A 14,349-nucleotide genomic window follows, 5' to 3' on the forward strand; every position below is an offset into this window, starting at 1 on the left:
GGTCAGTCGGCTGGTGGGACGTTGCCGTGGTACTCCATCACCCAGGCCAGCGCCGCGATCAGGCCACCCCAGATGACGAACAGGGCGAGCGGGAACAGCGGCAGGCCCAGCACGCGGGCATCGTGGTCCCAGAGCGCCAGCAACGGAAAGTTGAACAACGCCGCCGCGGCGAAGAACAGGGCCACCAGTCGCTGGGCGGCAAGACCTTTGAACATGCTTGTCTCCTCGATCGTCCACCGCAAACCTGGGCCACCGGCGGGCGGTTCGATTGTGCGCCATGCACTGACCACAGACTGACGCTCGCGACCATGAAAAAAGCGGCAGGGTTGCCCGCTGCCGCTGTCTCCCCTCTGCGCCCGGGCGCAGGCCGGGCGCTTACTTCTGGCTCGAAGAGAGCAACTGCCAGGTGTCGACCACCGAGTCCGGGTTCAGCGAGATCGAGCTGATGCCCTCGTCGCGCAGCCACTGCGCGAAGTCGGGATGGTCGCTCGGCCCCTGGCCGCAGATGCCCACGTACTTGCCCTCGGCCCGGCAGGCGCCGATGGCCATCTGCAGCAGCGCCTTGACGGCCGGGTCGCGCTCGTCGAAGTCGTGCGCAAGCAGCTCCAGGCCGGAGTCGCGGTCCAGGCCCAGGGTGAGCTGGGTCAGGTCGTTCGAGCCGATCGAGAAGCCGTCGAAGTACTGCAGGAAGTCCTTGGCCAGCACCGCGTTGCTCGGGATCTCGCACATCATGATCACCTTCAGACCGTGCTCGCCGCGCTGGAGGCCCTTCTCGGCCAGGAGCTCGGTCACGCGCCTGGCCTGGGCCAGCGTGCGCACGAAGGGCACCATCACCTGCACGTTGTCCAGGCCCATCTCTTCGCGCACGCGCTTGAGCGCTTCGCACTCCATGGCAAAGGCCTCGCGGAAGTCTTCGCTGATATAGCGCGCCGCACCACGGAAGCCGAGCATCGGGTTCTCTTCGTCGGGCTCGTAGCGCGAGCCGCCGACCAGCTTGCGGTACTCGTTGCTCTTGAAGTCGGACAGGCGCACGATCACCGGCTTGGGCCAGAAGGCCGCAGCGATGGTGGCGACGCCCTCGGCGACCTTGTCCACATAGAACGCACGCGGCGAGGCATGGCCGCGTGCCACCGACTCCACCGCCTTCTTCAGGTCGGCATCGATCTGCGGGTAGTCGAGGATGGCCTTGGGGTGCACGCCGATGTTGTTGTTGATGATGAATTCCAGCCGCGCCAGGCCCACGCCGCTGTTGGGGATCTGGCAGAAGTCGAAGGCCAGCTGCGGATTGCCCACGTTCATCATGATCTTCACGTCCAGCGGTGGCATCTCGCCGCGCTGGACCTCGGTGATTTCGGTCTCCAGCACACCGTCGTAGATGTGGCCGGTGTCGCCCTCGGCGCAGCTCACCGTCACCAGCGTGCCGTCTTTCAGGTGCTCGGTGGCGTCACCGCAGCCCACCACCGCCGGAATCCCGAGTTCGCGCGCGATGATGGCCGCGTGACAGGTGCGCCCGCCGCGGTTGGTCACGATGGCACTCGCCCGTTTCATCACCGGCTCCCAGTTCGGGTCGGTCATGTCGGTCACCAGCACGTCGCCGGGCTGCACCTTGTCCATCTCGCTGATGTTGTGCACCAGGCGCACCGGCCCCGTGCCCACCTTCTGGCCAATGGCGCGGCCCGAAGCCAGCACCACGCCCTTGCCCTTGAGCTTGTAGCGCACCTCGGTCTTGCCGGCGCTCTGGCTCTTCACGGTTTCGGGGCGGGCCTGCAGGATGTAGAGCTCGCCGTCGATGCCGTCCTTGCCCCACTCGATGTCCATCGGGCGGCCATAGTGCTGCTCGATCACCACGGCGTAGCGGGCGAGCTGCTCGACGTCGGCGTCGGTCAGGCTGTAGCGGTTGCGCAGTTCCACCGGCACATCGGTGGTCTTCACCAGCTTGCCCTTGTGCATGCCGTCGCCGGCCTTCTCGGTGCCGGAGGTGAAACCCATCTGGATCAGCTTGCTGCCCAGGTTGCGGCGGATCAGCGCGCGTTTGCCGGCCTTGAGCATGGGCTTGTGCACGTAGAACTCGTCGGGGTTGACCGCGCCCTGCACCACGGTCTCGCCCAGGCCGTAGCTGCTGGTGATGAAGACGACGTCTTCGAAGCCGCTCTCGGTGTCGATGGTGAACATCACGCCGGCCGCACCCAGGTCGGAGCGCACCATGCGCTGCACGCCGGCGCTCAGCGCCACGTCGGCGTGCGCGAACCCCTTGTGCACGCGGTAGCTGATGGCGCGGTCGTTGTACAGGCTGGCGAACACCTCCTTCATCTTGTGCAGCACCTCTTCGATGCCGATCACATTGAGGAAGGTTTCCTGCTGGCCGGCAAACGAAGCATCGGGCAGGTCTTCGGCGGTGGCCGAGGATCGCACCGCGAACGAGGCCGTGTCGTTGCCGTGGGTGAGGGTGACAAAGGCGTCGCGGATGGCCTGTTCCAGATCGGCCGGGAAGGGCTGGTTCTCCACCATGGCGCGGATCTCGGCGCCGGCCTCGGCCAGGGCGCGCACGTCTTCGGTGTCCAGCGCGTCCAGGCGGGCGTTGATGCGATCGGTCAGGCCATCAAAGGCCAGGAATTCGCGGAAGGCGTGTGCCGTGGTGGCAAAGCCGGTGGGCACTTTCACGCCGCTGGGCAACTGCGAGATCATCTCGCCCAGGCTGGCGTTCTTGCCGCCGACCGACTCGACATCGGTCATTCGCAACTTTTCGAAAGGCACGACCAGATCGGCCGCTCCAAACAGGTGGGACATGGGAAAACTCCTAAGGTTGAAAAACCGGGTTGTCCATGCAGGGGGCGGGCGACCTGTTGTTCTGTTGTGGGTCTGGCACCGGGCAGGAACGCAAATGAGACGGCAGGGCCATTGATAATGACCCCGACACAACATCCGGTATTGTAAGGACGAGCCCCCATGCCCAACCGCACGGTCTTCTTCATCTCCGACGGCACCGGCATCACCGCCGAGACCTTCGGCAACGCCTTGCTGGCCCAGTTCGAGACCGAGGTGCGTCGCGTGCGGCTGCCTTTCCTGGACAGCGTGGACAAGGCGCACCAGGCGGTGCGGCAGATCAACCACACCGCCGAGATCGAAGGCCGGCGCCCGCTGGTCTTCACCACCGTGGTCAACATGGAGGTGCTCGCGGTGTTCCAGCACCATTGCAACGGCATGATGCTCGACATGTTCGGCACCTTTGTCGAGCCGATGGAAAAGGAACTGGGCATCAAGTCCAACCACCGCGTGGGGCGCTTCTCGGACGCCTCGAAAAGCAAGGCCTACAACGACCGCATCGAAGCCATCAATTTCTCGCTGGTGCACGACGACGGCCAGAGCCACAAGGACCTGCAGGGGTCCGATGTGATCCTGGTGGGCGTGAGCCGCAGTGGCAAGACGCCCACCTCGCTCTACCTGGCGATGCAGTACGGCCTGAAGGCATCGAACTACCCGCTGATTCCCGAAGACTTCGAACGCCGCAAGCTGCCCCCTGCGCTGGTCGCGCACCGCAAGAAGATCTTTGGCCTGACGATCGCGCCCGAGCGCCTGAGCGAGATCCGCAACGAACGCCGCCCCAACTCGCGCTACGCCAGCCTGGACAACTGCCGCATGGAAGTGAGCGAGGCCGAGGGCATGATGCGCCGCGAAGGCATCCGGTGGCTGTCGACAACGACCAAGTCGATTGAAGAAATCGCGACCACCATCCTTCAGGAAATCAGACCCGAGCGTCTCGAATACTGAACCGGCGCCGGATCGACTTGTCGGTCAGCCCTTCTTGCGGCCCGGCCCCAGGCCGTGCGCCTGGCGCCCGAGTGCAAATGAAGCCAGCAGCTTCATCCACAAGGTCACACCGGCCACGGCGATCCAGTCTTCCGAGGCCAGTGCCTGAAAGCCGAGCACGGCCACCAGCACGCCCACCAGCACGATGCCCCCCACGAGGTTGAACGCCATCTCGTAGGGCGCGTACTTTTCCGCGTTGGGCGGCGGTACGCCTTTTTTCAGGGCCACTTCGGAGAAGTCGCGCTTGACGAGGATCCGGTATGCGCGGCGCAGCCAGAAGAAGGCCACCGGAAACAGGGCGATCAGGAAGATCCAGTTGAAGATGAAAACGCTGGGCAGGTTCATGGTGCGCGGTGTGTTGATGCCGGATTGTCCTCCAGCGCTCTCCAGAAACGCCAAACCCCGCCGGCGCACCGGCGGGGTCTGGGTCACAAACAGGCCGGGCGGCTGCCCGGTCTGTGGGGTGTCAAGCGATCAGTGGCCGGTGGCCGTGCCCGCGCCCTTGGGCACGCGAACCGACTCCACCAGTTCCTGGATGTGCTTGGGCACTGGTGCCGACATCTTGCTCACCGCATAGGCCACCGCGAAGTTCACGATGGCGCCCACGGTACCGAAGGCTTCGGGCGTGATGGTGAAGAAGCCGTTCACGCCGCCGACCATGTTCACGAAGTCGGTGCCCTTGATGAAGAAGATGCCCTTGTGTGCGAACACATAGAACAGCGTCACGGACAGGCCGGCCAGCATGCCGGCGATGGCGCCCTTGTCGGTCACGGTGCGGCTGAAGATGCCCATCATCAACGCGGGGAAGATGGTGGACGCTGCGATACCGAAGGCCAGGGCCACGGTACCGGCCGCAAAGCCCGGTGGGTTCAGGCCCAGCCAGCCCGCCACGAAGATGGCAGCGGCCATGGCGATCTTGCCGGCCATGAGCTCACCCTTTTCGCTGATGTCGGGCTTGATGGCGCCCTTGATCAGGTCGTGCGAGACGGCCGACGAGATGGCCAGCAACAGACCGGCAGCGGTGGACAGCGCAGCGGCCAGGCCACCAGCAGCCACCAGTGCGATCACCCAGTTGGGCAGCAGCGCGATTTCCGGGTTGGCCAGCACGATGATGTCGGCGTTCACGGTCAGCTCGTTGCCCTTCCAGCCAGCCGCTTCGGCCTTGCCTTTGGCGACTTCGTTCTTGGTCTTGTCGTTGTAGTACTGGATACGGCCATCGGCGTTCTTGTCTTCCCACTTCAGCAGGCCGGTTTTCTCCCAGCGCTTCATCCAGTCGGGACGCTGCTCGTAAACCAGGCTGGCTTCGGTGGCGTACAGGTCGCCATTGGCCTTGACCGTGTCGGCGCTCACGCCGATGCCGCCTTCGGCGCTTCGCACCAGACCCACCGCCGAGTTGACGGTGCCGTGCAGGTTCAGCTTGGCCATGGCGCCCACAGCGGGTGCCGTGGTGTAGAGCAAGGCGATGAAGACCAGTGCCCAGCCAGCGGACGAGCGCGCATCAGCCACCTTCGGCACGGTGAAGAAGCGAACGATCACGTGGGGCAGGCCCGCGGTACCGATCATCAGCGACACGGTGTAGAAGAACATGTTGAGCGTGGTGCCCGCGGTGGTGGTGGTGTACTGGCCAAAGCCCAGATCGGTCACCACCTGGTCGAGCTTGGTCAGCAGCGACACGTCGGTGCCGGCCATGGCCGAGCCCAGACCCAGCTGCGGCAGGAAGTTGCCGGTGAGGTTGAGCGAGATGAAGAAGGCAGGCACCAGGTAGGCCAGGATCAGCACGATGTACTGGGCGACCTGGGTGTAGGTGATGCCCTTCATGCCGCCGAACACCGCATAGGCGAACACGATGGCCATGCCGATGTAGATGCCCTGGTCGCTGGTCACGCCCAGGAAACGCGCGAAGGTCACGCCCACGCCGGTCATCTGGCCAATGATGTAGGTCAGCGATGCAACCAGCAGGCACAACACGGCCACGTTGCGCGCAGCCTTGGAGTAGAACCGGTCGCCGATGAACTCGGGCACGGTGAACTTGCCGAACTTGCGCAGGTAGGGTGCCAGCAGCATCGCCAGCAGCACGTAGCCGCCGGTCCAGCCCATCAGGAACACGGCGCCGCCGTAGCCCATGTTGGAGATCAGGCCGGCCATGGAGATGAAGGACGCGGCCGACATCCAGTCAGCGGCCGTGGCCATGCCGTTGGTGATGGGGTGAACCCCGCCGCCAGCCACATAGAACTCGGACGTGCTGCCCGCGCGTGCCCAGAAGGCGATGCCGAGGTACAGCGCGAAGCTGAGCCCGACGAACAGATAGATGGTGGTTTGAAGTGCCATGGTGTTCTCTCAGTCTTCCTGCATGCCGAACTTGCGATCGATCTGGCCCATCTTGTGGGCGTAATAGAAGATCAATGCAATGAACACATAGATGGAGCCCTGCTGGGCGAACCAGAAGCCCAGCGGGTAGCCACCGAGCGAGATGTTGTTGAGCAGAGGTGCGAACAAGATGCCCGCGCCGTAGGAAACCAGGAACCACACGACCAATACCTTGGTCAGCAGTCCCAGCGTGGCGGACCAGTAGGCCTTTGCGTTGCTGTCGCTGTTCATGAAAGTCATCTCCTTGGAGTGATGCTTGCCGGGATGGGCAGCCTTGGCCACCCGCTTGTGCATTCCACCAACCCGAAGGCTCGTGGCACTACGAGGCGCACTGTGTTGGCGCTTTCTTACAGCTAAATTGCGATCCCGCCCCATCGCCGGAAAACCTAGGGTATGCCCCTAAGAGAAAGCTGTGAACCTGACGCCCAGCTTTCAAAATGAGAGCGCGATGGAGGTGCCGCGGGCACAGGCGAGCAGGTTTGCAAAAGGATCACCGGCCGACTGCAGCACGGCGCACCGGTAATCAGAAAGCACGCAGAACAGACATTCGCTTACAACTTCAGGTTTGCTTCATGAAGACAAACTCCCCAGAATTTGTGAGGAATCGCACAGCCAGAACAATTTGAAACAGCCAGGCGGGGGAGTTCAAATGGCCAGCAAACCTGTGTCCGTACCGGCGGCAAAACAGCCCCGGGCCTTGTCTTTGCACATCGGCGTCAACGAGGTGAGCGCCGCCCACTACGAGGGCTGGACCGGACCGCTCGCCGCCTGCGAGTTCGATGCCCACGACATGGCGGCCATCGCCCGCTCCCGGGGCATGAAGAGCACCCTGTTGATCACAAGGAAGGCCACCCGCTCGAACCTGCTGGCCGCATTGCGCAAGGCGGCCAAGGCCCTGGTGGCGGGTGACTTCTTCTTCCTGAGCTTCTCGGGCCACGGGGGTCAGGTGCCCGACGTGAGTGGCGAGGAAGACGACAAACAGGACGAGACCTGGTGCCTGTTCGACGGCCAGCTGATCGACGACGAGCTCTATTTCGAACTCAGCCGCTTTGCGCGCGGTGTGCGCATTCTGGTGCTCTCGGACAGCTGCCACAGCGGCACCGTGGTGCGTGCGGCGCGCCCGCCAGGCGGCAGCGCGCAACGCCCGCGCATCCTGCCACCGGCGGTGGGCTTGCGCGTTTATGCGGCGCACAAGGCGTTCTACGACCAGCTGCAGACGGCGGTGGCCCAACAGGCAGGCGCTCGGGTCAGTGACCCCGACACGGCGCTGGCCAACGTGGCGGTGAGCACCCGGCTCACCGGCATCGTCAAGGACTTCAAGCCCTCGCTGATCCTGATCTCGGGCTGCCAGGACAACCAGTTCTCCATGGATGGCGATCACAACGGCGCCTTCACCGAGCAACTGCTGCGCATCTGGAACAACGGGGCGTTCAAGGGCAGCTACGCCAGCTGGCACGCGCGCATCCGTGCGGGCCTGCCGCCGAGCCAGTCGCCCAACCTGTTCACGCTCGGCCCCTCGGGGGCGTTTCTCAAGCAGCAGCCGTTCGCCCTCTGAGGCAACCCGGCAAGCGCCACTTCGTGCACCCGGCAACCCTGGGAGGGTTTCATGCTCGGCATCCTCAAACATCGACTGACCGGCCCCGCGGTGAGCTTTCGCGCCACCCCCAACGTGGGCGGCGCACTGCGCCCGCGCTACCTGCTGCTGCACTACACGGCCGGCCGCACGCTGGAGAGCGCGGCGGAGTCGCTCTGCACCAAAAAGCCGCAGGGCAACGCGTCGGCGCACATCGTGCTCGGACGCGACGGGCGCATCGTGCAGCTCGCGCCCTTCAACGCCGTGACCTGGCACGCCGGCGTGAGCCAGTGGAACGGGCTCGATGGCCTGAACCACCACGCCATCGGCATCGAGCTGGACAACGCCGGGCTGCTGCACCGCGAGGGCGAGCGCTGTGTCTCGTGGTTCGGCAAGGCCTACCCCGACAGCGAGGTGGTGGTGGCCGAACACCGGTTCGGCGGTGGCCTGCAGCCCTGGCACCACTACACCGAGGTGCAGATCGAGCGCGCGCTGCAGCTGTGCGAGCTGCTGGTGGCGCACTACGGACTGGAGGACGTGCTGGGTCATGAAGACGTGGCGCGCGGGCGCAAGCTCGACCCGGGTCCTGCGTTTCCGCTGGCCGCCGTGCGCGCCCGCGCGCTGGGCCGGGGTGCCGATGTGCCGGTGCGCCTGGTGGTGGTGGCGCCACGCCTGAACATCCGCAGCGGACCGGCTGCCGAGCATCCCAAGCTGGCGCCCGCGCTCAAGCGCGGTACCGAACTGCTGCTGCTCGAGCCGCGCGACCGCTGGAGCCGGGTGGCGGTGGTGGGAGACACCGACCTCGAAGGCTGGGTCTGCAACGACTTTGTGACCCGCCAGGCGGCCACCCGCTCCGGGCCGGCCGTGCTCTCGCGCACGCAGCGCGCGGTGCCGCTGCCCACCCGGGCCACCCCCCGCACCCCGCGTTGATCCCGACCCACCCGCTGCCGAAAGATCCCCATGGCCACCACCTCCCACGCACCTTCCCCACCCATCACCTTCATCGTCCGCGGGCAGACCACGACGGACGCCGGCCGCACACGCAGCGGGGGCGCTGCCGCAGGCAGTTCCTTCGGCGGACGCGGCACCTCGGTGCAACGGGTGCAGGTGGGCGCCACCCGGGGCAGCGTGGATGCGGTGCGCCTGAGCGCCCGGCCCGGGCTCGACGCGGTCGTGCTGCACATCAGCAACGGCCCCTCGCTCATGCTGCACCCCGAAACCGCGCGCGACCTGATGCTGGCGCAGTCGGGTCTCACGCGCAGCGGCCTGGCGGCCCAGGGCCGCAGCCGTTCGGCCGGCGGGCCGACGACCGAGGTTCAGGTGCCGGCACAGCTCGGCTGGCAAGGGCTGGAGCAGGCGGGCGCCTCCCGCGGGGCCACCCGTGGACGGCTCGGTGATGTGCTGCTGTCGGCGATCGAGGTGGTCACCGGTCTGCTGCTGGAGCCGGCTTCCCGCGTCACCGCCGCCAGGATCGCCGCGCGCGTCGACGACCAGGTGGAGCCAGGCCTCTACGCGCTGTCGGCCGCCGCCTTCGCCGCCCCGCTCAAGGGCGCGGGTCAACGGCTCGCCAGGGTGCCGCCGGCCGCCAACCCTGCCGACCCCTTGCTGGTGCTGCTGCATGGCACCTTCTCCAACACCCACGGCACCTTCGCGAAGCTGTGGCAGCACCATCCGCAACGGGTGCGTGAGCTGTTCGCGCGCCACGGCGACCGGGTCTACGGCTTCGACCACCCCACCCTGACGGCCAGCCCGATCGACAACGCGCTGATGCTGGTGCGCGCGCTGCCCGATGGCGCGCGGCTGCACCTGCTCACCCATTCGCGTGGCGGCCTGGTGGCCGAGGTGCTGGCGCGCGTGTGTGCCAAACCCGATCTCGACGAACAGTCCCTGGCTCCCTTCAAGGTGGCCGCGCACCGCAACCAGCTCAAGGCGCTGCGCGAGCTGGCCGCCGAGCTCAAGGAGCGGGACATCCGCGTCGAGCGTGTGGTGCGCGTGGCCTGCCCGGCCCGCGGCACGTTGCTGGCTTCCAGACGGCTCGACGCCTACGTGTCGGTGCTCAAGTGGTCGCTCGAGCTGGCCGCGATTCCGGTGGCGCCCACGCTGCTCGATTTCATCGGCGAGGTGGCCAGCCAGCGCACCGACCCGGCCTTGCTCCCGGGACTCGAATGCATGATGCCGCAGAGCCCGCTGGTGCAGTGGCTGCACACCAGCGAAGGCAAGGACGCGGGGCCGCTGCCGGGCCAGTTGCGGGTGGTGGCGGGCGACATCCAGGGCGACTCCATCACCGCCTGGGTCAAGACCCTGCTGGCCGATGCCTTCTACTGGACCGACAACGACCTGGTGGTGCAGACGCGCTCGATGTATGGCGGCGCCCCGCGCGCCCCGGCCGGTGGCCATGCGGCGGCCACCTTCGTGCTCGAACGCGGCGGCAAGGTCACCCACTTCAGCTACTTCAGCGAGCCGGGCACGGCCGAGGCCATCTGCAACGCGCTGGTGCAGGAAACGCCGGCGGGCTTCCGCCCGATCGGTCCGATGTCGTGGGCCGGGAGTTCGAGCGACGGGCTGCGCGGCGTGCCGCGATCGGCCGGCCTGCCACCGGCGTCCGGGCGCCCGGCGGTGATCCTGCTGCCCGGCATCCTGGGCAGTCACCTGAGCGTGGGTGGCAAACGCATCTGGTTGAGCGCGCGCATCCTCGGCGGTCTCGGGCGCCTGGCCTATCCCGACAGCGGCGAGCGCGTGCTGCCCGATGGCGCCATCGGCAGCGTCTACGACGACCTCGCCTCGTTCCTGTCGGCCACCCACGAGGTCATCGAGTTTTCGTTCGACTGGCGCCGCCCGATCGAGGAAGAAGCGGTTCGGCTCGCCGAGGTCATGGACCAGGCCCTGACGGCGCGCTCGGCCAGCGGCCAGCCGGTGCGCCTGCTCGCGCACTCCATGGGCGGCGTGGTCGCCCGCACCGTGCAACTGGAGCGGCCCGACGTGTGGCAGCGCTGGCTGGAGCGTCCCGGCGCGCGGCTGCTGATGCTGGGCACGCCCAACGGCGGCTCGTTCGCGCCGATGCAGGTGCTCTCGGGCGACGACACCATGGGCAATGCGCTGGCCGCCTTCGGCCTGCCGTTCCAGGACCACCAGGCGCGCCGCCTGATGGCGGCCATGCCGGGTTTCCTTCAACTGCAGACCGGCCTGCTCGACCCGTCGCTGGGGCTGTCTCACAGCGAACGCTGGCAGACCCTCGCCGAGCAGGACATGAAGGCGCTGGAAGACGCCAACTTCTGGCACGACCCGGCCAGCCAGCGCGCCATCTACCGCTGGGGCGTGCCCACGCAGGAAGTGCTCGACCAGGCGGTGGCGCTGCGCCGCCGGCTCGACCAGCAGCGCGACGCCGCCCTGCCGGGTTTCTGCGACCGGCTGGTGATGGTGGTGGGCCAGGCCCGCTTCACACCGGCGGGTTTCGAACTCGATGCACGCGAGGGCCTGGTGTATCTCGACCAGCCCGAGGGCGGTGACGGTCGCGTGACGCTGGACAACGCACTGCTGCCCGGCGTGCGTGCCTGGCGGGTGGACAGCTCTCACGGCGACCTGCCCGATGTGAAAGCCGCCTTCCCGGCCTACCTGGACCTGCTGGAACAAGGCGAGACCCAGCGACTGCCGGCGGTGGGCGCGGCTGCAGGCCTGCGCGGCAGCGCTGCGCCGGCCAGTGCGCTGGTGCGCAACCGCCCGTCGCGCCAGCGCAGCGTGGTGGTCGTGCCACCCACCGGCCTGGCCGAGCTGATGGCGCCGGTGGCCGAGCCCTCCACCGCGACCGAGGCGCCGCGCCAGCTGCTGCACATCAGCGTGCACAACACCAACCTCAAGTTCACCAGCCGGGCACTGATGGTCGGCCATTACGTGGCCTCCACCCTCAGCGGCACCGAGGCGGTGGTGGACCATTTCATCGGGGGGGCGATGTCCGCCTCGCTGGCCGCCGGCCTGTACCCCGAAGTGCCCGGCTCCCACCAGATCTTCATCAACAACCGGCAGGACCCCGACAGCCCGCTGTCGCTGCCGCGCCCGCCCCATGTGGTGGTGGTGGGGCTGGGCGCGGAGGGCAAGCTGCGCAGCCCGGCAATCACCCACACCGTGCGCCAGGCCACGCTGGCCTGGGCGCAGCGGGTGGCCGAGGGGCCGGGGGGCGGCCCGAGCGGCTTTGAACTGGCCATCACGCTGGTGGGCAGCGGTGGCAGCGGCATCAGCGTGAACGCCTCGGCGCAGGCGCTGGCCCAGGGCGTGCGCGAGGCCAACGAAAAACTGCAGGCGGGCGGCTGGCCGCAGGTTCAGCACCTGCATATCGTGGAGCTCTACCTCGACCGCGCCACCGACGCGTGGAACGCCTTGAAGCTGTTGAGCGCGGCCGCACCCGACCACTTCACGCTCTGGCCCACGGTCCGCTCCGGCGTGGGGGCGTTGCGCCGGCCGCTGGACAACGGCTACCGCGGCACCGCCTACGACTTCATCAGCGCTGTGACCGAGAACGACGAGGCGGGTGAGCCCAGCATCGTCTACACCCTGGACACGCAGCGCGCACGCGCCGAGGTGCGCGCGCAGGCCACCCAGGCGCGGCTGGTGGGCGAGCTGGTGCGCCGGGCGTCCAACGACGCCAACCGCGACCGCAGCATCGGTCGCACGCTGTTCCAGCTGCTGGTGCCGGTGGAAATGGAAGCCAGCCTGGGCGGCACGACCGAGCTGCTGCTCGAGGTCGACGACGGCACCGCCGCCATTCCGTGGGAGTTGCTGGATGCGCCCGACGACGGGCGCGGCGGGCCGCCGGCGCCCTGGGCGATCCGCAACAAGCTCCTGCGCCGCCTGCGCACCGCCGCCTTTCGCAGCCAGGTGAGCGATGCCCGCCTCGAAGACGGTGTGCTGGTGATCGGTGAACCCCTGTGCGACCCGGCGCGCTACCCCCCGCTGCCGGCCGCGCGCGCCGAGGCCGACGCCGTGGTCGAGGCGCTCAGCGGACAGCTCGGGCTCGACCCTTCGCGGGTGCACGCGCTCAACGCCGTTGGCGACCAGCCGGGGCCGGACGCTGCCGCGGTGACCTCCGCGCTGCTGGCGCGGCGCTACCGCATCGTGCACATCGCCGGTCACGGCGAACCCGAACTGCACCGCCCGGGCAAGCCGCCGCTGCTGCGTGGCGTGGTGCTCAGCGACGACACCTTCCTCGGCCCACGCGAGGTGCAGGCCATGCGGGTGGTGCCCGAACTCGTGTTTTTGAACTGCTGCCACCTCGCGGCCGACCCCGACAAGCTGCTCAAGACCGGCTATGACCGGGCCCTGTTCGCAGCGGGTGTGGCCAGGCAGCTGATCCGGGTCGGCGTGCGCTGCGTGGTGGCGGCCGGCTGGGCGGTCGAAGACGAACCGGCCAACCTGTTTGCCGGCGCGTTCTACCGCTCGCTGCTGTCGGGCCAGCGCTTCATGGACGCGGTGCACGCCGGACGCCTGGCGGCCTACAACGCCAACCCGCAAGGCAATACCTGGGCCGCCTACCAGTGCTACGGCGACCCGGACTGGGTCTGGCAACGCCACGAGATCGACACCCGCCGCGCGCCACCCGCACTGACCACGCTGTACGCCGGCATCGCCTCGCCCGTGGCGCTGACGCTGGCGCTGGAAACGTTGGCGGTGCAGAGCGCCACGCAGGGCGCGACGGAAGCGTCGCAGCGCGAGAAGATCCGCTACCTCGAGGCCCGGTTCGAAGGCGAATGGGGCGGCATGGGTGCGGTGGCCGAAGCCTATGGCGTGGCCTGGGCCGCGGCGCGCGACATCGACCGCGCGCTGCACTGGTACCGGCGCGCCGTGGCGGCCAACGACGGCAGTGCATCGGTGAAAGCCAATGAACAGCTGGCCAACCTGGGAGCACGCCAGGCCTGGACACGGCTGCAAGACGCGCTCACCCGGGGCGCCCGGCCCGCCACCGTGAAGGCGCTGGTCGCACAGGGCCGCACCGAGCTGGGCGAGGCGGTCCGGCGGCTGGACGCGCTCGTGGGCCTGGCGCCGACGGTGGAACGCGAGAGTCTGCTCGGCTCCACCTGGAAGCGCATCGCCCGGCTCGAGGCGCTGGCGGCAGCGGGCCAGGCCTCGGCGGCCACCACCCATGCCCTCACGCAGATGGCCGATCACTACCGCCGAGCCGAAGCACTGGCGATGCAGACCGGTCTCTCGGACCTCTTCTACCCTGCCTTGAATCTGGTGGCGGCCGACCTGCTGGTGCGCGCCAACGGTCAACGCCAGACGGCTGCGCAGGCCGATCGCATCCAGCGGCTGCGACAAAGCCTGGAGTGCAAGCGGCGCGAAGACCCCGATTTCTGGAGCGTGGTGGGCCTGCCCGAGCTCAGCGTCTACGAGGCGCTGGCAAGTCACACACTGGCGCAGCAATTGCCGGACGTGCTGGCGAGCTTCGACGACCTGCACCGGCGCGCCGGAACCCGCTGGATGTGGGCCTCGGTCGCCGACCAGCTGGGCTTCGTGCTGGAGCATTTGCGCGGCATGTCCGGCGCCGACCAGCGGGCTGCAACAGACCTGCTGGCCGTGCTGCGCAGCCACGCGGCACCCTGAGGTGCCGGTTC

At 67.9% G+C, this 14,349-nt stretch carries 9 protein-coding genes; 4 read left to right on the forward strand and 5 right to left on the reverse strand.

Annotated elements, in window-relative coordinates:
* Window positions 1-2 precede the first annotated feature (2 nt).
* Together QUV35_RS01705 and ppsA are read right to left on the reverse strand one after the other, a co-directional pair.
* Window positions 3-215: a hypothetical protein gene (locus QUV35_RS01705; RefSeq protein ID WP_300870407.1), complete on the reverse strand. Its 213-nt coding sequence runs from the start codon at window positions 213-215 to the stop codon at window positions 3-5.
* A 160-nt stretch (window positions 216-375) separates the two neighbouring features.
* Window positions 376-2,787 carry a phosphoenolpyruvate synthase gene (gene ppsA, locus QUV35_RS01710; protein ID WP_300870408.1) on the reverse strand — a complete coding sequence of 804 codons (2,412 nt, stop codon included), beginning with the start codon at window positions 2,785-2,787 and terminating at the stop codon, window positions 376-378.
* 159 nt (window positions 2,788-2,946) lie between these two features.
* Between ppsA and QUV35_RS01715 the strand changes: the two genes are divergently transcribed.
* Window positions 2,947-3,768 carry a pyruvate, water dikinase regulatory protein gene (locus QUV35_RS01715; RefSeq protein ID WP_300870409.1) on the forward strand — a complete coding sequence of 274 codons (822 nt, stop codon included), beginning with the start codon at window positions 2,947-2,949 and terminating at the stop codon, window positions 3,766-3,768.
* Between the two features lie 24 nt (window positions 3,769-3,792).
* Here the strand turns inward: QUV35_RS01715 and QUV35_RS01720 are convergent, their stop codons facing one another.
* The 3 genes from QUV35_RS01720 to QUV35_RS01730 all read right to left on the reverse strand — a co-directional run bounded on the left by QUV35_RS01720 (window position 3,793) and on the right by QUV35_RS01730 (window position 6,405).
* Entirely contained in the window at window positions 3,793-4,152 is a 360-nt protein-coding gene (locus QUV35_RS01720) for a hypothetical protein (RefSeq protein ID WP_300870410.1), read from the reverse strand.
* A 129-nt stretch (window positions 4,153-4,281) separates the two neighbouring features.
* Window positions 4,282-6,135 carry a sodium:solute symporter family protein gene (locus QUV35_RS01725; RefSeq protein ID WP_300870411.1) on the reverse strand — a complete coding sequence of 618 codons (1,854 nt, stop codon included), beginning with the start codon at window positions 6,133-6,135 and terminating at the stop codon, window positions 4,282-4,284.
* Window positions 6,136-6,144: 9 nt separating this feature from the next.
* Window positions 6,145-6,405, reverse strand: a complete 261-nt coding sequence (locus QUV35_RS01730; protein WP_056276888.1) for a DUF4212 domain-containing protein — start codon at window positions 6,403-6,405, stop codon at window positions 6,145-6,147.
* A 418-nt stretch (window positions 6,406-6,823) separates the two neighbouring features.
* Here QUV35_RS01730 and QUV35_RS01735 point away from each other — a divergent pair, with 418 nt between their 5' ends.
* The 3 genes from QUV35_RS01735 to QUV35_RS01745 are packed head-to-tail and all read left to right on the forward strand — an operon-like array spanning window position 6,824 to window position 14,338.
* Entirely contained in the window at window positions 6,824-7,729 is a 906-nt protein-coding gene (locus QUV35_RS01735) for a caspase family protein (RefSeq protein ID WP_300870412.1), read from the forward strand.
* Window positions 7,730-7,780: 51 nt separating this feature from the next.
* Complete coding sequence (locus QUV35_RS01740; RefSeq protein ID WP_300870414.1) at window positions 7,781-8,677, forward strand: N-acetylmuramoyl-L-alanine amidase; 897 nt, start codon at window positions 7,781-7,783, stop codon at window positions 8,675-8,677.
* 30 nt (window positions 8,678-8,707) lie between these two features.
* Complete coding sequence (locus QUV35_RS01745; RefSeq protein WP_300870415.1) at window positions 8,708-14,338, forward strand: CHAT domain-containing protein; 5,631 nt, start codon at window positions 8,708-8,710, stop codon at window positions 14,336-14,338.
* Window positions 14,339-14,349: the final 11 nt, after the last annotated feature.

It is taken from the genome of Hydrogenophaga sp. (assembly GCF_030373225.1).
In the GTDB taxonomy this organism is placed as follows: Bacteria; Pseudomonadota; Gammaproteobacteria; order Burkholderiales; family Burkholderiaceae_C; genus Hydrogenophaga.